This window comes from Citricoccus sp. K5 (genome assembly GCF_902506195.1).
In the GTDB taxonomy this organism is placed as follows: Bacteria; Actinomycetota; Actinomycetes; order Actinomycetales; family Micrococcaceae; genus Citricoccus.
This window is the reverse complement of record NZ_LR732820.1, coordinates 1-17,202: the sequence shown is the minus strand read 5'-3', so window position 1 is coordinate 17,202 and position 17,202 is coordinate 1. Positions and strand designations below refer to the sequence as shown.

Annotated in this window: 21 protein-coding genes and 1 pseudogene; 13 read left to right on the top strand and 9 right to left on the bottom strand. The window is 66.5% G+C overall.

Annotation, left to right across the window (positions count from 1 at the left end):
• Together BOSE125_RS17750 and BOSE125_RS17745 are read left to right on the top strand one after the other, a co-directional pair.
• A partial coding sequence (locus BOSE125_RS17750; RefSeq protein WP_236558216.1) for an integrase core domain-containing protein occupies window positions 1–343 on the top strand: 343 nt, incomplete at its 5' end.
• A 563-nt stretch (window positions 344–906) separates the two neighbouring features.
• Window positions 907–2,154: an O-antigen ligase gene (locus tag BOSE125_RS17745; protein ID WP_159555540.1), complete on the top strand. Its 1,248-nt coding sequence runs from the start codon at window positions 907–909 to the stop codon at window positions 2,152–2,154.
• Here the strand turns inward: BOSE125_RS17745 and BOSE125_RS17740 are convergent.
• The 3 genes from BOSE125_RS17740 to BOSE125_RS17730 form a co-directional block, all read right to left on the bottom strand.
• Entirely contained in the window at window positions 2,127–2,399 is a 273-nt protein-coding gene (locus BOSE125_RS17740) for a hypothetical protein (RefSeq protein WP_159555538.1), read from the bottom strand. The genes BOSE125_RS17745 and BOSE125_RS17740 overlap by 28 nt on opposite strands.
• 527 nt (window positions 2,400–2,926) lie before the next feature.
• A complete protein-coding gene (locus BOSE125_RS17735) occupies window positions 2,927–3,127 on the bottom strand; it encodes a hypothetical protein (protein WP_159555536.1) in 201 nt (66 codons plus the stop codon).
• A gap of 642 nt (window positions 3,128–3,769) precedes the next feature.
• Window positions 3,770–4,228 carry a hypothetical protein gene (locus BOSE125_RS17730; RefSeq protein WP_159555534.1) on the bottom strand — a complete coding sequence of 153 codons (459 nt, stop codon included), beginning with the start codon at window positions 4,226–4,228 and terminating at the stop codon, window positions 3,770–3,772.
• Between the two features lie 193 nt (window positions 4,229–4,421).
• Between BOSE125_RS17730 and BOSE125_RS17725 the strand changes: the two genes are divergently transcribed.
• Together BOSE125_RS17725 and BOSE125_RS17720 are read left to right on the top strand one after the other, a co-directional pair.
• Window positions 4,422–5,882, top strand: a complete 1,461-nt coding sequence (locus tag BOSE125_RS17725; RefSeq protein WP_159555532.1) for an NAD(P)H-hydrate dehydratase — start codon at window positions 4,422–4,424, stop codon at window positions 5,880–5,882.
• 111 nt (window positions 5,883–5,993) lie between these two features.
• Window positions 5,994–6,140, top strand: a complete 147-nt coding sequence (locus BOSE125_RS17720) for a hypothetical protein (RefSeq protein ID WP_159555530.1) — start codon at window positions 5,994–5,996, stop codon at window positions 6,138–6,140.
• A 78-nt stretch (window positions 6,141–6,218) separates the two neighbouring features.
• On the opposite strand, the gene BOSE125_RS17715 is transcribed toward BOSE125_RS17720, so the two are convergent.
• Both BOSE125_RS17715 and BOSE125_RS17710 read right to left on the bottom strand, forming a co-directional pair.
• Entirely contained in the window at window positions 6,219–7,040 is an 822-nt protein-coding gene (locus BOSE125_RS17715) for an alpha/beta fold hydrolase (RefSeq protein WP_159555528.1), read from the bottom strand.
• A gap of 140 nt (window positions 7,041–7,180) precedes the next feature.
• Window positions 7,181–7,336, bottom strand: coding sequence for an antitoxin (locus BOSE125_RS17710; protein ID WP_159555526.1), 156 nt, complete (start codon window positions 7,334–7,336; stop codon window positions 7,181–7,183).
• 219 nt (window positions 7,337–7,555) lie between these two features.
• Here BOSE125_RS17710 and BOSE125_RS17705 point away from each other — a divergent pair, with 219 nt between their 5' ends.
• From BOSE125_RS17705 to BOSE125_RS17665, 9 genes are all read left to right on the top strand, one after another.
• Window positions 7,556–8,179, top strand: a complete 624-nt coding sequence (locus tag BOSE125_RS17705; protein ID WP_159555524.1) for a hypothetical protein — start codon at window positions 7,556–7,558, stop codon at window positions 8,177–8,179.
• A 132-nt stretch (window positions 8,180–8,311) separates the two neighbouring features.
• The gene (locus tag BOSE125_RS17700) at window positions 8,312–9,061 is read left to right on the top strand and encodes a hypothetical protein (RefSeq protein ID WP_159555522.1); all 750 of its coding nucleotides are present in this window, start codon (window positions 8,312–8,314) and stop codon (window positions 9,059–9,061) included.
• Complete coding sequence (locus tag BOSE125_RS17695; protein WP_371300845.1) at window positions 9,058–9,567, top strand: phage holin family protein; 510 nt, start codon at window positions 9,058–9,060, stop codon at window positions 9,565–9,567. Before BOSE125_RS17700 ends, BOSE125_RS17695 begins: the two co-directional genes overlap by 4 nt.
• Window positions 9,564–10,202, top strand: coding sequence for a DUF3618 domain-containing protein (locus tag BOSE125_RS17690; RefSeq protein ID WP_159555520.1), 639 nt, complete (start codon window positions 9,564–9,566; stop codon window positions 10,200–10,202). The genes BOSE125_RS17695 and BOSE125_RS17690 overlap by 4 nt, the downstream gene beginning before the upstream one ends.
• 161 nt (window positions 10,203–10,363) lie before the next feature.
• Entirely contained in the window at window positions 10,364–10,633 is a 270-nt protein-coding gene (locus BOSE125_RS17685; RefSeq protein WP_115931817.1) for a GlsB/YeaQ/YmgE family stress response membrane protein, read from the top strand.
• Window positions 10,634–10,843: 210 nt separating this feature from the next.
• Window positions 10,844–11,785 carry an iron-containing redox enzyme family protein gene (locus tag BOSE125_RS17680; protein WP_159555518.1) on the top strand — a complete coding sequence of 314 codons (942 nt, stop codon included), beginning with the start codon at window positions 10,844–10,846 and terminating at the stop codon, window positions 11,783–11,785.
• Window positions 11,782–12,033: a CDGSH iron-sulfur domain-containing protein gene (locus tag BOSE125_RS17675; RefSeq protein WP_159555516.1), complete on the top strand. Its 252-nt coding sequence runs from the start codon at window positions 11,782–11,784 to the stop codon at window positions 12,031–12,033. Before BOSE125_RS17680 ends, BOSE125_RS17675 begins: the two co-directional genes overlap by 4 nt.
• A gap of 256 nt (window positions 12,034–12,289) precedes the next feature.
• Complete coding sequence (locus tag BOSE125_RS17670) at window positions 12,290–13,120, top strand: DUF2382 domain-containing protein (protein WP_159555514.1); 831 nt, start codon at window positions 12,290–12,292, stop codon at window positions 13,118–13,120.
• A gap of 175 nt (window positions 13,121–13,295) precedes the next feature.
• Window positions 13,296–14,852 (top strand): class I SAM-dependent RNA methyltransferase, encoded by a 1,557-nt coding sequence (locus tag BOSE125_RS17665; RefSeq protein ID WP_236558215.1) that lies wholly within the window; start codon window positions 13,296–13,298, stop codon window positions 14,850–14,852.
• On the opposite strand, the gene BOSE125_RS17660 is transcribed toward BOSE125_RS17665, so the two are convergent.
• The 4 genes and pseudogenes from BOSE125_RS17660 to BOSE125_RS17645 form a co-directional block, all read right to left on the bottom strand.
• Entirely contained in the window at window positions 14,849–15,580 is a 732-nt protein-coding gene (locus BOSE125_RS17660; protein WP_159555512.1) for a GAF and ANTAR domain-containing protein, read from the bottom strand. The genes BOSE125_RS17665 and BOSE125_RS17660 overlap by 4 nt on opposite strands.
• Before the next feature lie 64 nt (window positions 15,581–15,644).
• Window positions 15,645–16,259, bottom strand: coding sequence for a class I SAM-dependent methyltransferase (locus tag BOSE125_RS17655; protein ID WP_236558214.1), 615 nt, complete (start codon window positions 16,257–16,259; stop codon window positions 15,645–15,647).
• A 5-nt stretch (window positions 16,260–16,264) separates the two neighbouring features.
• Complete coding sequence (locus BOSE125_RS18210; RefSeq protein WP_305764264.1) at window positions 16,265–16,864, bottom strand: TetR/AcrR family transcriptional regulator; 600 nt, start codon at window positions 16,862–16,864, stop codon at window positions 16,265–16,267.
• A 111-nt stretch (window positions 16,865–16,975) separates the two neighbouring features.
• Window positions 16,976–17,202: pseudogene (locus BOSE125_RS17645) on the bottom strand (hypothetical protein); the annotation flags it as partial.

Sequence of the window (17,202 nt, the reverse complement as noted above, 5' to 3'; positions counted from 1 at the left end):
CCTGAGGGGCGGACGGTTGGTGCATCACTCGGACAGAGGCGTTCAGTACGTCAGTCTGGCCTATACCGACACGCTGGCGGATTACGGTGTCTCCGCGTCGGTCGGTTCGGTCGGGGATTCGTACGATAACGCCCTGGCTGAAGCCGTGAATGGCCTCTACAAGGCGGAGATCATCCACTCTCGTCGGGTCTGGCCCTCGGTCACGGCCGTGGAGATGGCCACCATGGACTGGGTGCAGTGGTGGAACACCCGCCGCCTGCACGAGAGCCTCGACTACCGGACTCCGGCAGAAGTCGAGGCCGCCTACACTCAACAACGGACGGCCGCGCCCGCGGTGGTCTAGCCACGGAACGAAACCCAGGGCGCTTCAGAGCGCTGTTCTGGAATGACCCGGCGATGGGGGGCCTGCTAGGGCACGGATACACTGGCCAAGTGCTTGCCAGAGAACTCCTTCAGTGCGCTCAGTGCGGGTACCGCGACACATCCGAAGCGGATCTCGGTTACTCCGACCACTGGCGCGACTAGATCTACGAGCGGCTATAACGCCGCCCCTACATCTACAAGCGCGAGACCGTAACCGGAGTGCGCGGATTCATTCCGCTTCGCTGTATCTGCACGAACCTCTAACACCGGCACGCCTAGCCAACTCAGGTTCGCGGTAGGCTGGGGCGGTCGCACAGCAGAGGGGGAGCCTTGTTTAAGACACCGGGACCGGCGTGGGCAGTAGCCGTCGCGCCATCGGGCCTCTCTCGTTTGGTCGCGTTGGTATATTGGACTTTCGCCATTATTGGCCTCGGCATTGGTCTGGCGATGGAGTCAATAAATGCCGCCGCGATAGTCCCCGTCATCGGGATCTTGGTCTGGATTTATATCCCAAGGGACAAGAATCTTCTCCCGAGGCGGTGGATGCTGCTGCTGGCAGCGTTCATGTTCTCCTCGGTCCTGCCCACCAGCTTGGGTGCGCCATTGCAGATCCTGGTTCTGGTCGGAGCATTCGCCGAGTGGTTCTTGAATTCGCGCAACCGGCGCGGTAGCAACCTGATATTTCTTCTCACGCTCGTAACGGTGGCCTACTGGGCGTTGCTTATCTTCCATCCGAACGTTCCCGAGATGGCCACCGGCATCCTCGGGTTTCGGAAGACCGCCGCCGCGCTTGGCGGCCTGGTACTTGGGTGCGCCCTGCCGATAAACCAGCGGCTGCATGCGGAACGGTACGTCGCGCTACTTCTGACTGGCGCACTCGTAGTCTCGATCATTGGGCATCTTTGGATACCCGCGATCCCGGCCCTCGTGGACCGCGGCGACGCCGACATCTATACTGCGCTCTATGCCGGTGAGGCGCGACTGGAAGGCATCTTTGCAGGCCCATTCCATGCCGCTGCCGCCGGCGTGCTGCTGACCGGCTGGGCCTTGGTTCGCTTCAAGGGAGGCGGCTGGCTGGCGAAGGTCGGCCTCCTGGTCGGTTTGCTCGCTACGTACCTGACACTCGTCCGGGTCGCCTACGTCGCTGTGGCCCTGTGCATCGTCGCCATCATCATCATGTCAACCTCGTTCACCCTCTTCCTCAAGCGCTTCTGCGCCTTCGCGGCCCTGGGAGTGTTGGTTGTGGCGATGGCCGAAGCCTTCGGGCTGAGGGTCATGGACATGGCCGCATCGATTCTTGACTTCGGCAGTGATACTCGCTTCCTGAACAGGTTCGCAGGCTACGAACACGCCTTCTCGATGATCAGCGAGTCGCCGTTCACTGGGTGGGGGGCTGGCTCTGCCGGCGATACCCTCGGGACAGCGTTCGCCCTTGGTGATCATGTGACCCCCCACAACCTCGCACTGAAGGTGCTCGTAGAGGGTGGCCTGATCGGTGGACTGCTGTGGCTCGCGCTGTTCATCGCCGTCTGGCGTCGCCTGGACCGCACCACCAAGGAAAGCCAGGTAGCGGTCGTCGCTCTCGTCGGACTGCTCACCTTCGGGCTCACCGGTTCAGCCATCGAAGCACTGCCCGTCACCTACTTCCTTTTCATCCTGGTTGGCCTTGGAGTTCAAGAGCGACCAGTGCAGAGCCTCAAGCCCGAAGCGCGGCACCCGCAAGCCGACCAGGCGACTGGTTGCAAGCGCACGCTACTGACCTGTCAGACCTTGGCCAGAACCTCGCCGTAGGGCAACACGGCCACACCTTTGGACGCATTTTGGTCCGGGATCTGGCGGAAGTTCTCGCGGTCGAACTGGTCGGCACCCGGGATGGACGGGGCCTCGGTGATGATGTGGAACGTCAAGATCAGCCGCGCCTTTACAGCTACCGCCTTGTCCACGAGCTCCCTCATACCGGCCACCGTGTCAGTGTTGAACACCAGCCGGGTCCGCACCCAGTAGGGGTCTACCGGGGGCAGGGTCTCGAAGTTCATGTCCCTGGTGGTGGTGCGCCCAGTTGTGAAGTACTCGGCGATGATCGGCAGCGCGTACCTGTTGTGGCCACCCTGGGATATGCGATGTGCTCGGTTTGAAACCCGTTGCGCGCCGCCCACTGCTGCACCCCGTCCAGTTCGCGGCGTAGCTGGTCGGCCGGAACGGTTGTGAAGTTCGATCCGCCGGCTATTGAGTTGGCGTGACAGGCGATTTCCCAATCGTCGGCGTGCATCTCCTGCAGCTGGCCCAGGGTGGTGTGTTCCGGGTTAGTCACTGAGTCCGCGATGCAGGACAGCGTTCCCCGCATAGGCGCGGAGGCACTGGTATCGGTGGTTGTCATCGAACACGATGGACACGGCCCCAAGGGGATCAGGCGGGCCACCTCGTCTACGGACACGTCCACTTTTCCGAAGCGGAAGAGAACTGGGGTGCTGCTGTTGGACTGCACTCGGAGCCGGACGTAGTCGATGTTCGCCTTGGAGGGGGTAGCGCCGTCCAGCCGGGCTTCTACCCAAGGCAGGGTGACCTAGGCCCATTTGCCGCCGGCGGTGTAGTGCCAGCCGGGGGTGTCAGTGCGAGGCATGTTGTTGAAGATCGTCCATCGGAAGTACTGTGCCATCCCTGCCGGTCCGGCGTAGACGGTGATGTTCCCGGCTCGCTCGAATTCGTCGTCGGCGTCCCCGGTGCGGAATCGGATGCGGAGCACCTTCGACTGATCGAGAGACAACCCGAGCCCCGTCTTCTCGATGAATGCGGGCGTGGTTCCGGCGGGCTGGATGGTGGCAGCTTGGGTGCCGGCGTCGTAATACCGGTGATGTGGCCGGGTAGGGTCTTAGTCGTCGCGGCAGTGAGTCCAAGCGCGGCTGCGACACCTGTTTGTCGGAACTAGGGTTCCGGCCGGTGCATGACGAAGGCCCCGGACGGTGGCGGGGCCTCAGGGTGGCGGAGCGTGTTGGTCCGTGGTCGTGGCCAACCTCGCGGGGAAGTCTATAGTTGCTCGCCGCGATTGTTTGGAACGGGCTTGCGGAACATGGTTCCGACTCGTTGGGCCAACTTGTGGCTTGGCGACTCGATGAGCTTGTAGAATACCCGTCCCGCAAACAGCGACAACGGGATTCCGACGAGCGCCACAAGCCACGCCTCCCCCCGGGCCGAAGATGTACGCAAGCGCGATCACGATGGGCTCTTGGGTCAAGTAGAGGCTAAAGGAGATGAGGCCTAGCCACTGGCATAGGCGGGACTCTACCTCGAAGACGCGCCCGGTGAGTGGTTGCTCTGCAACCTCCCCGTATCCTCCGATGCGGAGCGGGTCGGAGGAGGCCACGAAGTCCACGACCTCGGCCGTCTTGACGGGCACTCCCAATGGTGCTCAGGTCCGGCCGTCCGATGAGGTGTAGAAGTACAGCTCCGACCCGCTGTTCCCGTTGTCTGAATCGAAGGCGACCCGGACCCACAGGGGCGACCCGTTGGGCACCTTGGCCAGTAGTACGAGCGAGGACTCCGCGGTGAACGCGGAGGACCCGGTGAGTGACCATCGGAAGATCAGCCCTCCAAGGTTGTTCAGCTCGAACTTGAACTGGGGACCGCCAGTGTCCTTCCCTCGGGACACGAGCGTCATGGTGGTTCCTGGGCCGGGCGTGGGAGTCCAGTCGTCCATGGCGAGCAGGACTCGCACGTCCAGATCGTCTGCGATCCGGAAGGCATCACCGGGGGCGCTGATTGTTGCTGCCGTCCCCGTGAACTGCATGGCCGGGGTGACCGGCCCTGCGCCCTGTGTTGCCAGGGCGGTGGTCGCGGAGTCCGTTTTGGCGACCTCTACGGCCGCCACTACGGTCCGCGCCTCATCTACAAATTCCCCGGACTGGGCCACAATCTGTCCGTTTAGTCGAGTTTCGAAGCGAAGAGATTGCCATAGGCAACTGCTGGGTACCGTAGACGAAACAGTCATTCCGGTGTTGAGGTATACGCGGGCATAATTCATTTTCACTATTTGCCGACCACGCCCCTTGGAGAGATCAGACGTGAACACCGCGTACACCGGCACGGCCGTGCGGGCAGCCGAGAAACCCCTGCTCGATGCCGGCCAGGGCGAAGCGCTCATGCGCCGCGCCGCGTGGGGGCTGGCCGCGTGGGTGGTGCGTGAGTTGCGATCGCGCGGGCCAGTGGCCGGCTCCACGGTGGCGGCACTGGTCGGAACCGGGAATAACGGGGGAGATGCACTGTGGGCACTGTCCTTCCTGCGCCGCCGCGGCGTGGATGCCGTGGCCGTACCGACCGGAGGTCGGATGCACGAGGTCGGGCTGGACGCCTTTCGCCGCGCTGGCGGGAGGGTGGCGGATCGGATCCCCGATAACGCCGCGATCCTGATCGACGGGGCACTGGGGACCGGTGCACGTGGTGGCTGGGAGCCGCCGCGCGTGCCGAAGGGGGTGGCCGTCGTCGCCTGTGACCTGCCCTCCGGGGTGGACGCGGACACCGGTGAGGTGGCCGGGGGAGTGATACCGGCTGATCTGACCGTGACCTTCGGGACTCTCAAGACCGGGCTGGTGGCCGGCGCCGGCGCCCACGCCGCCGGACGGGTGGAAGTCGTGGACATCGGCCTCGAACCGTACCTGGGAGAACCTGACGTCTCCTCACTGGAGCGCGACGATGCGCTCGCGGTCTTCGCACCGCCTGCCTGGGACGACCACAAGTACCGCCGCGGGGTGCTCGGGGTGTGTGCTGGCTCAGAGCAGTACCCGGGAGCCGCCGTGTTGGTGTGTTCGTCCGCGCTGGCCTCTGGACTGGGCATGGTGCAGTACGCCGGACCGCAGCGGGCGGCCGACCTGGTTTTGACGGCCCACCCAGAGGTGGTGGCCGGTTCGGGTGTGGAGGGGAAGGCCCAGGCCTGGGTCGCCGGACCGGGATTGGGGTCCGACGACGAGGCCCAGTCTCGGCTCGCCGAGGTCGTCCAAGCCTGCGTGGATGGCGGTCTGCCGCTGGTCTTGGATGCCTCGGCGCTGGGGTTGGCAACCCTGGATCAACTGTCTCGGCTGCGGAGCGCCGGGTGTGAGGTGGTGCTGACGCCGCACCAGGGGGAGTTGGTGAAACTCGTGGACCGGCTCGTGCCGGACATCGCCGACGGCTTCGCGGACCTGGCGAAAGCCGACCCCGTGGCCGCCGCGCGCCGCACGGCCGAGGCGCTGGCCGTCGTCGTCCTTCTCAAGGGCTCCACGACGGTGAGTGCCGCGCCCGACGGTAGGGCCCTGGTGCAAAACGAGGGTGGGGCGGAGCTGGCGACCGCCGGTACCGGGGACTGCCTGGCCGGGCTGGTGGGTTCGGCCCTGGCTCGAAGCAGGCCCGGTGGACCGGGTGCCACGGTAGAGAAGGCGGCTGCGGCCGCCTGGCTGCACGGGACGGCTGGATCGAAGGCGGCCAGTGACGGGCCTTTCGGTGCTTCCTCGATGGCCGGTGCCGTGCGTCGTGCCCTCACTGGGCGGTAGCTGACAGTTCCCCGGCCATGTACCGGCCGCACCGTTTCGGCTTGAATGAGGCGCACATGGCAGTGATATGTTGCGACGTCACCGAGACCATCTCGAGAGTGAGGGGTGCACGTGTCTGAAGAACAGAAACGCATCAAGTACCGAACCGAATACATCAAGCGGCAGAGGTTCTCCACTCGTCAGCTGCAGATCGGGGCGATCGTCCTGGTGGTGGTCGTCATCGCCGTTCTGATTGGAGTGATCCTGACCATCCAGTGATGCCGGTGCCCAGGCTGTGATGGCGAGGGAACGAGGCGGTGATCAATTTTCACCGCCCCGTTTCGCTGCCTTCGGTGGTCAGCGGCTGAGGAAGCCGAGCAGGGCGGCGTTGAACTCGTCCGCATGGGAGACGTTCAGGCCGTGCGGTGCCCCGGGGATCACCACGAGCTCACTGTGGGGGATGGCCTGGTGGGTGCGCTGGCCGGAGCCCTCGAGGGGCACCACACCGTCGGCGTCGCCGTGGAGAACGAGCGTCGGCACCGTGACCTGCTCCAGGTCCTCGCGGAAGTCCGTGGCGCCGAAGGACGCCATGCACTCCAGTGCGGCCAGCTTGTTGGCCTGCAAGCACATCCCGATCGCCTCCTGGCGCTGTGCCTCGCTCACGCAGAGGGTGTCCCCGGCGCTGAAGAAGTCCGTGGTGAAGCCGTCGAAGAACTTTTCCCGGTTGGCGGTCAGTTGTGCCGCCATGGCCGCGGCCGCGGTCTTCTTCAGCGGTCCGTCGGGGTTGTCGGAGGTGTGCAGCATGTAGGGCGTCACCGCCGCGGCGAACACCACCGAGCCGATGCGGTCGCTGCCGTGTTTCGCGAGGTAACGAGCCACCTCGCCGCCGCCCATGGAGAACCCGACCAGGACGGCGTCGTGCAGGTCCAGGGCCTCGATCAGGGCGGCCAGGTCGCCGGCCAGCGCGTCGTACGTGTACGGGTGCTGCGGTTCGGACTGCCCGAAGCCGCGGCGGTCATAGGTGATGACTCGGTGACCGGCGGCGGTCAGCGAGCCGACCTGGTCCTTCCAGGACTGTCCGTGCAGCGGCCAGCCGTGGACCAGGACCACTGGCCGCCCGGTTCCTCCGGTGTCCTCGTAGTGCAGCTGGTTCTCGTTGGCGCCGGTAACGGTTGCCATGTGTTGTGGCCTTTCCTTGATGGATCCGGGAGCTGGCGCGCCTGAATCGGCACCCGCCACTCCTGACTGAGACATGACGAGGCCGGGCCGCCTCAAAGGACAGCCCGACTCAATCGTCAGCGGGAGTCCTCCGCCTGCGGCTACTTCTCGCCGCCCTGTTGGTCGCCACCCTGCTGGTCCTTGTCCTTCTTGCTGTCGACGAAGTCCTGGGCCTTGTCCTTGGCCTGGTCGACCTTCTCGGGGTTGTCCTGTCCGTACTGCTTGGCCTTGTCAGCCGCGTCCCCGATTCCCGACATGGCACTTCCTTCCCTCGTTCCGCACCGCGGCACCCGTTCTGATCGCCACGGCCTGACGCGTCCATGATGTGGTCTGGCATGCCCCGAGTCCACCCCTGAGGCGAAGCCGGTCCGCACCCGCTCGCGAATGATTGCCTCCCGCAGGGTAGATGAGGAACCCTGAGCCCACGTTGGCGATTCGACCCCACCACGAGGGGCCCCAACCATGAGGAGCGCATCATGAGCACCGAGAATCCATCCGGATCCACCACACCCCGGGGACGGCGAGATGAGCTCGTCACCGCGGAGAGACAGAAGTTCGGCGGCATGAAGATCGGCGCGGCCTTCTTCGGCTGGCTGGCCGCCACCGGCATGGCCGTGCTGCTCGCCGCAGTGCTCTCGGCCATCGGCGTCGGTGTGGGCCTGGCGACGGGCACCGATGCCGGGCAGGCCACCGAGCAGGCTACCCAGTCACCCACCGCCGTAGGCGTCACCGGTGCGATCATCCTGGCCGTCATCCTGCTGATCTCCTACCTCAGCGGTGGCTACGTGGCCGGGCGGATGGCCCGCTTCGACGGCGCCAAGCAGGGCATCGCCGTCTGGTTGTGGGCGATCGTCATCACCATCATCCTGGCGGTCGTGGGCCTGGTGGCCGGCAGCCAGTTCGACCTCGTGGGTCAACTGGGCAGCCTGACCGGCATGCCCATCGAGGCAGAGGCCTTGACCACCGGCGGCATCATCGCCCTCGTCGTCGCCGTGCTGCTGGCGCTGGCCGGAGCAGTGCTGGGCGGCATCCTGGGCATGCGTTACCACCGGAAGGTGGACCAGTACGGGGCCGACCACCACCGCGGCGGAGACCGCTGACCGGTACCGCTCTGCGCCAATGGCAACTGACCGTGGCGCAACCCTCGCCGGGGAACTGGCCACTCATTACTCTCCCGAACTACAGGCCGTTTGGACATCAGGGGCCAGGGCCGTCTATCGGAAGGACACCCCATGACGCTGAACCCGGATCACCCCACAGAGCAGGGCGGCGGGCCGAGAGACGCCGCACAACAGGAGGCCGGACGCTTGGGCTCGGAAGCCCAGAGCGCGGCCCGTGACGTGGCGGACACCGCCCAGGAGGAGGCCGCCCACCTCAAGGACGAGACGATGACCCAGGTCAAGGACCTGGCGGATTCGGCCAAGCAGGAGGCCTCGTCCCAGTTGTCCACGCAGAAGGACCGTCTGGCCGCCCAGTCCCGCACCGTCTCGGACGACCTCGAGCGCATCTCCCGCGGGGAGAAGCCCGAATCGGACCTGGTGAACCAAGCGGTCTCGAAGCTGTCGGAACGGGCCCGCCATCTTACGGAGCAGCTGGAGTCCAAGGAGCCCATGGACCTGCTGGATGACGTCCGACGGTTCGCGGCCCGCCGCCCCGGGACGTTCCTGGCAATCGCGGCCGGTGTCGGGCTCGTGGCTGGCCGTCTCTCCCGTGGAGTGAAGGACGCCCACGACGACGGCCAGCACCAGGACCAGCACCATGACCAGTACCGCGGTCCGTACGGTGACCGGACGAATCGGCCGCCGCAGCCCGCCCAGCCGGCCACCGGCCCCGCCCGGGACATCCCGCTCCCACCGGCCGAACCACCGGCCGTGGCCGGACCTGTCCTGGGCACGGGCGCACCGGCCACAGAGGTCCTGGGCACACCCGCGGTGAACGATCCCTACGGAACCGGCCGTCCCCCTGCGGGAGGCCGCCCGTGACCACCGATCCCCGCTATGAGGGCGTGCCGACCGGTAGCCCCGCTGCCGGTGCCGCTGGGACGGGCCCGGCGGCACCGGGTTCCGGATCCACCCAGGCACCAGAACCCGAAGCTGAAACCCGGGCCCGGAATGAGTCCCTGGGCGAGATGTTCGGGAGCTTCTCGGAGAACCTGAGCACGCTGGTGCGGCAGGAGATCCAGCTGGCGAAGGCCGAGGCGACCATTGAGGTCAAGAAGGCCGGGACGGGTGCCGGGATGTTCGCCGGGGCCGCGTGGGCTGCCTTCTTCGTGCTGTTGTTCCTTTCCACGGCCCTGATGTGGGCCCTGGGCTCGGTGATGCACCTGGGCTGGGCTGCGTTGATCGTCGCCGTGCTCTGGGGCGTGGCGGCCGCCGTGCTCGCACTGATGGGCAAGAAGAACTTCGAACGCATCAAGGGTCTGCCGCAGACCCAACAGACGGTCCAGGAGATCCCCGCGACCCTGAACCCGGACAAGGAGACCCCATGAGCAACAATCCCGATGAGATCCGCGCCGACATCGAGCGCACCCGCCATGAGCTCAGCAATGACGTGGACGCACTGGCCGAGAAGACCAACCCGACCAAGGCCGTCCACCGGCAGGGTGACCGTGTCCGTGAACGCTTGAGCACCATGAAGGAATCCGTGATGGGCAACCCCACCGACCCGTACTCCAACCAGCAGAGTTCCACCGGGCTTGCTGACCGTGCCCAGGCCGTGGCGGACGGCTCGCAACACCGGGCGGAGGACGCCATGCATGCCGTGCAGGAAGCCCCGACGGCGGTCCGCCGCAGCACCCGCGGCAACCCGCTGGCGGCTGGACTGATCGCCATGGGCGCCGGCTGGCTGATCGGCTCTCTGATCCCGGCCTCCCGCCCGGAGCAAGAGGCGGCAACCAAGGTCAAGGAGCAGACCGGGCCTCTGGTGGAGGAGGCCAAGTCCATGGCCCAGGACATGGGTGAGCACCTGAAGCCGCAGGCCCAGGAGGCCATGGATTCCGTCAAGGAGACCGCGGCCAGCGGAGCTGAGCACGTCAAGAGCGAGGGGCAGGACAAGGCGGGCCAGCTCAAGGACGAGTCCGCTCAGTCGGCGCAGAACGTCAGGGGAGCCGCCCAGGATTCCTGACCCTGCACCTCTGCTGACCGCCGCCCGGGACCTGACCGTCCTGGGCGGCGGTGGTCGGTTACCTCGGGGAGTATGGGGTAGTTTCGGTATCCTGCCCGGCGCCGTTTTCTCGACATACCGGGGCAACAGCACATTCGGAACTTCTTGGGAAAGGACCCAGCATGATTGGATTCATCGTGGCAGGCCTCGTCATCGGTGCCTTAGCGCGCCTAGTCAAACCCGGCAAGCAGAACCTCGGCTTGCTCGCCACCCTCTTGTTGGGCTTGGCCGGTTCGGTCATCGGGGGCCTGGTGGCCAATCTGCTGGGCACGGGAGACATCTTCGAACTGAACATCTTGGGCTTCATCGTGGCCGTGGTCGCCGCAGTGGCCCTGATCGGCACTGCTGAAGGTCTGGCCGGACGTAACCGCTCCCGCAGTCGCTCCCACTGAGCGCATCCATCAACCATCCCTCTCAAGGCGGAATCACCCCCTCCAAAGAGGCGAATTTCGGTCCAGATTTCCGTATAGGTTAAACACCGAGGGCGCTCCAACGCTCTTCGAACCGACTTCCCGCAACCATACGTAGAGGACCAGGATGCCCCACCCCAGCTGCCGGCCCGTGGCTGTCCCGCCGATGTCGACCGGGATTGAGGTGGGCCCATGCTGACACCGGAGAGCCGAGGCTCGCTGAGCGAGGTCGTCTTCCGGGCCATGCGCTCCGGTGAGACGCAGCACCTGGCCGAGGCGCCGCCGTCGGACACCGCCGAGGATGCGCAGCTCACGCTGTGGGCGCTCTACGAGCAGCACTACCGCGGCTTCGAGGACGTGGCCGGAGAGTTGGAGTGGGACCCGCAGCTGATCGGTGTGCGGCGCGGCCTGGAGCAGGACTTCGAGCGGACCCTGCGAGCCCGGATGCCCGAGGTGCCGGAACCGGACGGGTTCGCGGAGAAGTTCTTCGACTTCGTGGCCGACCATGACGGCCCCTCGCTGGCGGCCCATGTCCGCCGGAAGGCCACCGAGGAGCAGGTGCGCGAGTTGCTGCGGCACCGCACCATCTACCACCTGAAGGAGGCGGACCACACCACGTGGGTGATTCCCCGCCTGTCTGACCGGGTCAAGGCCGCCGTGATGGAGCTGCAGTTCGACGAGTACGGGGGCGGAGACCCGAATCTCCTCCATGCCCACCTGTTCGCCCGTGGCCTTCAGGACAGCGGCCTGAACTCCGAGTACGGCGCCTACATCAACGAGGCACCGCTGGAGGTCCTCGAGGAGAACAACGCGATGTCCCTCTTCGGGCTGAACCGCCGGCTCCGGGCCGCCTCGCTCGGGTTTCTGGCGGCGTTCGAGGCCACCAGCTCCGCGCCCTCCCGCCGGATGGCCCAGGGGCTGAAGCGCCTCGGATTCCCGGAGTCCATGATCGAGTACTACACCGAGCATGTGGAGGCCGATGCGGTGCACGAGCAGCTGGCGGTGCGCACCATCTGCGGCGCCCTGCTGGAGGAGGAACCGGGCCTGCATGATGACGTCTACCTCGGCGCCTTCTCGGCACTGGACCTGGCGGACCGTTATGCCGAACGGATGCTGAAGCAGTGGGCGGGATGAGCGGCACGGGCAGCTCTGGCGGCACGAGCAGCTCGGGCAGCACGGGGGAGCCCTCTGTGGACCACCCCGACGTGATCCTGTGTCCCGGCGGGCCGATGCTGCTGCGGGGCGATCACGTGGTGCAGGACGAGGACGGAAACGAGCACCGCACGTGGCGCCCGGTCAGCGCCGTCTGCCGGTGCGGGGCCTCCGCGGTCAAGCCGTGGTGCGACGGCACGCACAAGGTCCTGCGCAACCGCACCACCTGATCTGGCCTCCCCGGTGCCCACGAGTCGACCTGGTCACCGGCACGTTCCGTGAACACGTCAAATCACCGTTCCGCATTCATTGCACCTGTGTTGAGCCATGGCTAGCTTGAACCCACGCCACCACCTTTGGCCGCGGCCGAGCGGCTCGGCGGAAGGAGTGGTCGAAGCAGGGCCTTCGCGCTCACCTCGCGGGAAGAGCCTCATCTCCACCGACGTGTGGACGCACGCCGGATTCTACGAGTCAGGAGAGCATGCCATGCAGGATCGCAACACTGTCGAGCAACTTCAGGACGCCACCGTCTACGGCACGGACGGCGAGAAGATCGGTTCCGTCGGCCAGGTCTATCTCGATGACCGCACGAACCAGCCGACCTTCGTCACGGTGAAGACTGGACTCTTCGGAGCCAAGGAGACCTTCGTTCCCATCTCCGAGGCCAGCCCGTCCCGGGACGGACTGCAGGTGCCCTTCGACAAGGCGTTCGTCAAGGACGCCCCGAACGTTGACGCCGATGGGTCTCTGACTCCGGAGGAGGAGCAGCGGATCTACGAGTACTACTCCATCGACTCCTCAGGCACCACTGCCGGCACCGGCCGGGGCACGGAGACCGGCACCGACCGGGGCACGGCCGCCGGCACTGCCCCCGGCGCCGGTCCAGATGCTGGACGTGACACCCGGAACGAGGTCGACCGCGATGCCAGCGTTGGCACCGAGTCCGTCACGGCCCGCAATGAGCAGCTCAACGTCGGCACCGAGGTCCGGGAGACCGGCCGGGTGCGGTTGCGCAAGCACACCTACACCGACACTGAGACGGTGGAGGTCCCGGTGAGCCGGGAGGAGATCGTGGTGGAGCGGGAGCCGGTAGACCCGGACTCCGCTGAAGCGCGGCGAGATACCGGCGACCAGGACGTGGAGGTCACCGCCCACGAAGAGGTCCCGGTGGTGAACAAGACGGCCACGGCAGAGAAGGTCACCGTGGACAAGACCCAGGTCCAGGACACCGAGCGGGTCGCCGAGACCGTGCAGCACGAGGACATCGAGGTGGAGGGAGACGGCGGGAACACCGGCCGCCGCGATCGACGCAACTGATCCACCCGCTCCCTGACGTGCCGCGGCGCCCGAACTCTCGAGCGACCCACTCATGGGCCGAGAGCTCGGGTTGCCGAGCACGATCCGTCCTGTCGCTAGGCCGGGGACGAGTTATCCATTAGCGTGACAGTTGGGTCTAGCAGTGGGCCTTTCCGTAACGACTCTCAGGAGAATCGTGGAGCAATCACTGCGTGCCCCCATGGCAGCCCCCTCATTGACCGGACCGATCCCGGCCGGCGTCACCAGCGCTCCACATCCCCGCCCGCGCTCGGCTCCTGATCTCGGCCAGCTGATTCTCAAGGTCGGTCCCATGGCCCATGGAGGGCACTGCGTCGCTCGTCATGAGGGCCGGCCGGTGTTCGTCCGCCATGCGATCCCCGGCGAGACCGTCCTGGCTGAACTCACCGCTGCCGATCCCTCGGACCAGTTCTGGCGGGCCGACACCGTCAAGGTGATTCGCGCTTCGGAATTCCGCCGGTTGAACCAGTGGAAGCTGGCCGACTCACTCCGGTCCTATCCGGCGGGCCGCCAGCCCGTGGGCGGCGCAGAGTACGGCCATATCGTCCTCGACTACCAGCGCCGGCTCAAAGCCCAGGTCTTCCGGGACACCATGGTCCGGCTGGGCCGGCAGACGCTCGAGGACGTGGAGGTCCTCGTCCACGGGATGCATGCTGACGAGCCGGCAGGGCTGCATTGGCGCACCCGCACCACCTTCGCGGTGTCCCCGGGCGGCCGGTTGTCCATCCCCGTCCACAGCGGCCAGGAGGCCATTCCGGTGAGCAACATCCCGCTGGCGGTCCAGGAGCTCAACGAGTTGCGCCTGTGGGAGATCGACTTCTCCGGCGCAGCCAGCGTGAACGTCACCACGCCGGGCCACGGCCTTGAAGCCCTCATCATCATCACCCCGGTACCGGAGATCTCCGACTCACCGGAGACGTTGAAGAGCTATGCAGATGTCTGGCGGCGTCAGCTGTCCAGCTTTCCGAAGCGGGTCTCCGCCATGGTCGCCGTGCGCCGGAGTACCCAGAGGATCCAGAAGACCAAGCCCCAGACATCAGCGAGCGCAACGGTGAAGAACCTGCAGTTGCGCGGCCGGTCCTGGGTGCGGGAGGACGTCAGCTCGGAGCGGTACGGCTCCAAGGCCTTCCGTGTCACCGGTGACGGCTACTGGCCGGTCCACCGAGACGCCCCGGCCACGCTCGTTGAGGCCGTCCTGCAGGCCGCCGATGTCCAGGACGGCCAGGTGATCGCGGACCTCTATTCCGGGGCGGGCCTGTTCTCGGCATTTCTCGCCGACGCTGCCGGCCAGAACGGTGCAGTCCTCTCCGTCGAAGCCGATTCCAGCGCGAGCCGCGACGCTCGGTTCAACTTGCAGGACATCTCCCAGGCGATCGTGCTCGAGGGGAAGGCCGATGAGGTGCTGAGCAGTTGGCTGGATGCTCCGGCCACCGGATTCGCTCAGGGGGGACTCCACGGCCGCCGCGTGGACACCGTAGTGATGCATCCGCCACGGTCAGGTGCCGGACGTGCGGTGCTCAGCCGTGTTCACGAGCTCGGTCCCGGCAAGATCGTCTATGTCTCGAGCGAGACGGCGGCGTTCGCCCAGGACACCCGCTGGCTCAATGAGCGTGGGTGGAGCCTGGACGCCGTGCAGGTCTACGATCTGGCCCCGGACACGCACCGCATGACGTCCGTCGGCCTGTTCACGAGGCCGGGCGCCAGCAGCGTTTAACGGTCGAAGTGCGTCTCGGTCGGCGCCTGGCTCACCTTGTCCACCAGACTCGTAGCGAGTTCACGGACCTTGATGTTGCGATGGCTGGAGACCTCGGTCAGGATCTTGAACGCCTCATCCTGTGAGCACCGGTTCTGGCCCATGATGATGCCCACCGCCAAGTCAATGGAGGTACGGGACCGCAGGGCCGCGTCCAGGTCTGCCTGCGTCTCTTCGTGGGCTGCCAACCGCACCGCCAAGCGCAGACCCTTCGAGGAGATGCCGAGGATGCTCTCCAGCTCGTGGCGCGAGAGGTCGTCATAGCTCTGGTGATCGGAGAAGTAGATGTTGAAGCACCCGGAGGCCTCGCCGGCCAGGTCGAAAGGGAAGGCCAGGATGGACTTGACTCCGGCTTCCGCCGCCAACGTGGTAAAGGCGGGCCACTGCTCATCGGTAGCGCAGTCCGGCACATATTGCGGCACGAGCTCGGCCGCCGCCGTCAGGCACGGTCCATCGCCCAGCTCGTATTGCCTGACGTCCAACTCGTGGATCCAGCCGGCGCTCGAGGCCATGGTTGCCGCACGCTTCTTGCGCAGTACCGTCACCGAGCACCACAGAACGCCGGGGTTCGTGGTGAGGCCATGATGCAATGCCGCGGTGAAGTCCTCCAGGAACGCCTGCAGATCAGGGCTGTCGAGCAACAAGTCGTAGAGCCACTCGCTGGTGGTGCCCTGCTCCGTTTCAGTCATGCACCCATGCTATCCCCGCCGGGGCCGCGGACCGGCGGCAGATCAGCGGCAGAACAGAGGTGGTTCAGCGGGTGAGCCGCACGAGTACGCCGCGGTCGAAGACTCGGGTCTCGGCGACCCTGACCGAACCCTCCGGGCGCTGGGCGGCCTCCGCCGCGATCGTCTCCGCCTGTGCGGTGTTGCCGAGCTGGAGCAGGCCGGAGCCGCCGCTGGCCAGGTGCCGGTCCATGATGGACACGCAGGTCCGCGCGAGGTCGAGGCCGTCGTCGCCGCCGTCGATGGCGAGCACCGGATCCTCCGGGTACCTCGAGGTGTCCGCCGAGCGCACCCACGGCGGGTCCGCCACCACCACGGCGAAGCGCTCGCCCTCCGCGAGGGCCTCATCCAGCCGGGCCAGGCGGAAGTCGATGCGCTCCTGAAGGCCGTTTGCCGCCGCATTGTGCCGGGCGAACTCCTCGGCCGCCGGGTTGACGTCCACCATGACCAGGCGGCGATCCGAATCCCGCACGGCGCCCAAACCGATATGCCCGACGCCGGCGCAGAGTTCCAGCACCGGGCCCGGTGCCGCCTCGGCCAGCAGTTCGGCCGCCCACGCGGACTGCGCCTCCGTCCAGGGCCGTGGCTCCAGCACGCGCTCGTCGAACGAGATGGCCAATCCGCAGAAGGTCAGGTGTCGCATGGCTTTCATTGTGCCGGACCGGGGGCCGGTACTTTCCAGCCCTCACGCAGGATGGCGCGGAGCGCCTGGCCCGAGGCCTCGTCGGCCAGGGCGGCGCCGCCGACCCATGCGGTGGCGAGCACGCTGAGGAACAGGTCCTGGGCTCGAACCCAGGGCCGAGCACTGCCCTCGCGTTGTGCCGCGGTGAGCAGCTCTTCGGTAGCGGAGATGACGGCTTGACAGGTGAACGCCAGTGGGGACGACTCTTCTGACAGGGCGATCCGTAAGGGGTCGGGCAGGCCGTCAAAGGCGGTCACGTACGCGTGCAGTGCCTCCAGCCACTCTTCGAGAGCGGCGCCGGAGTCGCCCTCGTGCCCCCGGATGGCCTCGAAGCCGGCGAACAGTTCGTCGTAGCGGGCCTGGAGGAGCGACGCGATCAGCGCCTCACGGGTGGGGAAGTGCCGGTAGAGGGTGCCAGGACCGACGCCGGCTCTCTTGGCAATAGCGTCCAAGGACCCACCAACGCCCTGTTGGCTGAAGAAGGCCTCAGCAACCTCGAGGATGTGGGTCCGGTTGCGCTCCTTGTCCGCGCGAGGCCTGTGCGTCCTGCTTTCGAAAGTAGTCACGTTCTTTTCCCCTTCGTCGACCATGTCGTGCCGATCCTGCGCCGCCGCGGTCTTCGACCCGACGATTACCAGGGAACCACTTTGCGGAACCCCTGCCGAATCCGGCTCACCCTAGGACGCTGCGCGCAGGCTCAGCTCCGGGATCCTCCGCTCATGCTCGAGCAGTTGGAGGAGGTATTGGCCGTAGCCGGATTTGAGGAGGGGTTCGGCCACGCGGCGGAGGTCGTCGTCGGTGAGGAAGCCGCGGCGCCAGGCGACCTCTTCGGGGGCGGAGACCTTGAGGCCTTGGCGTTTCTCCACGGTGCGGATGAAGTCGGAGGCGTCGTTGAGGTCGTCGA

What these genes read in the sequence shown, in the direction of transcription:
- BOSE125_RS17655 (WP_236558214.1), bottom strand. Translation starts at nt 16,259, where the DNA reads ATGCGACACCTGACCTTCTGCGGATTGGCCATCTCGTTCGACGAGCGC.
- BOSE125_RS17660 (WP_159555512.1), bottom strand. Translation starts at nt 15,580, where the DNA reads ATGACTGAAACGGAGCAGGGCACCACCAGCGAGTGGCTCTACGACTTG.
- BOSE125_RS17745 (WP_159555540.1), top strand. Translation starts at nt 907, where the DNA reads ATGCTGCTGCTGGCAGCGTTCATGTTCTCCTCGGTCCTGCCCACCAGC.
- BOSE125_RS17700 (WP_159555522.1), top strand. Translation starts at nt 8,312, where the DNA reads ATGACGCTGAACCCGGATCACCCCACAGAGCAGGGCGGCGGGCCGAGA.
- BOSE125_RS17710 (WP_159555526.1), bottom strand. Translation starts at nt 7,336, where the DNA reads ATGTCGGGAATCGGGGACGCGGCTGACAAGGCCAAGCAGTACGGACAG.
- BOSE125_RS17680 (WP_159555518.1), top strand. Translation starts at nt 10,844, where the DNA reads ATGCTGACACCGGAGAGCCGAGGCTCGCTGAGCGAGGTCGTCTTCCGG.
- BOSE125_RS17715 (WP_159555528.1), bottom strand. Translation starts at nt 7,040, where the DNA reads ATGGCAACCGTTACCGGCGCCAACGAGAACCAGCTGCACTACGAGGAC.
- BOSE125_RS17740 (WP_159555538.1), bottom strand. Translation starts at nt 2,399, where the DNA reads ATGAACTTCGAGACCCTGCCCCCGGTAGACCCCTACTGGGTGCGGACC.
- BOSE125_RS17705 (WP_159555524.1), top strand. Translation starts at nt 7,556, where the DNA reads ATGAGCACCGAGAATCCATCCGGATCCACCACACCCCGGGGACGGCGA.
- BOSE125_RS17675 (WP_159555516.1), top strand. Translation starts at nt 11,782, where the DNA reads ATGAGCGGCACGGGCAGCTCTGGCGGCACGAGCAGCTCGGGCAGCACG.
- BOSE125_RS17690 (WP_159555520.1), top strand. Translation starts at nt 9,564, where the DNA reads ATGAGCAACAATCCCGATGAGATCCGCGCCGACATCGAGCGCACCCGC.
- BOSE125_RS17685 (WP_115931817.1), top strand. Translation starts at nt 10,364, where the DNA reads ATGATTGGATTCATCGTGGCAGGCCTCGTCATCGGTGCCTTAGCGCGC.
- BOSE125_RS17670 (WP_159555514.1), top strand. Translation starts at nt 12,290, where the DNA reads ATGCAGGATCGCAACACTGTCGAGCAACTTCAGGACGCCACCGTCTAC.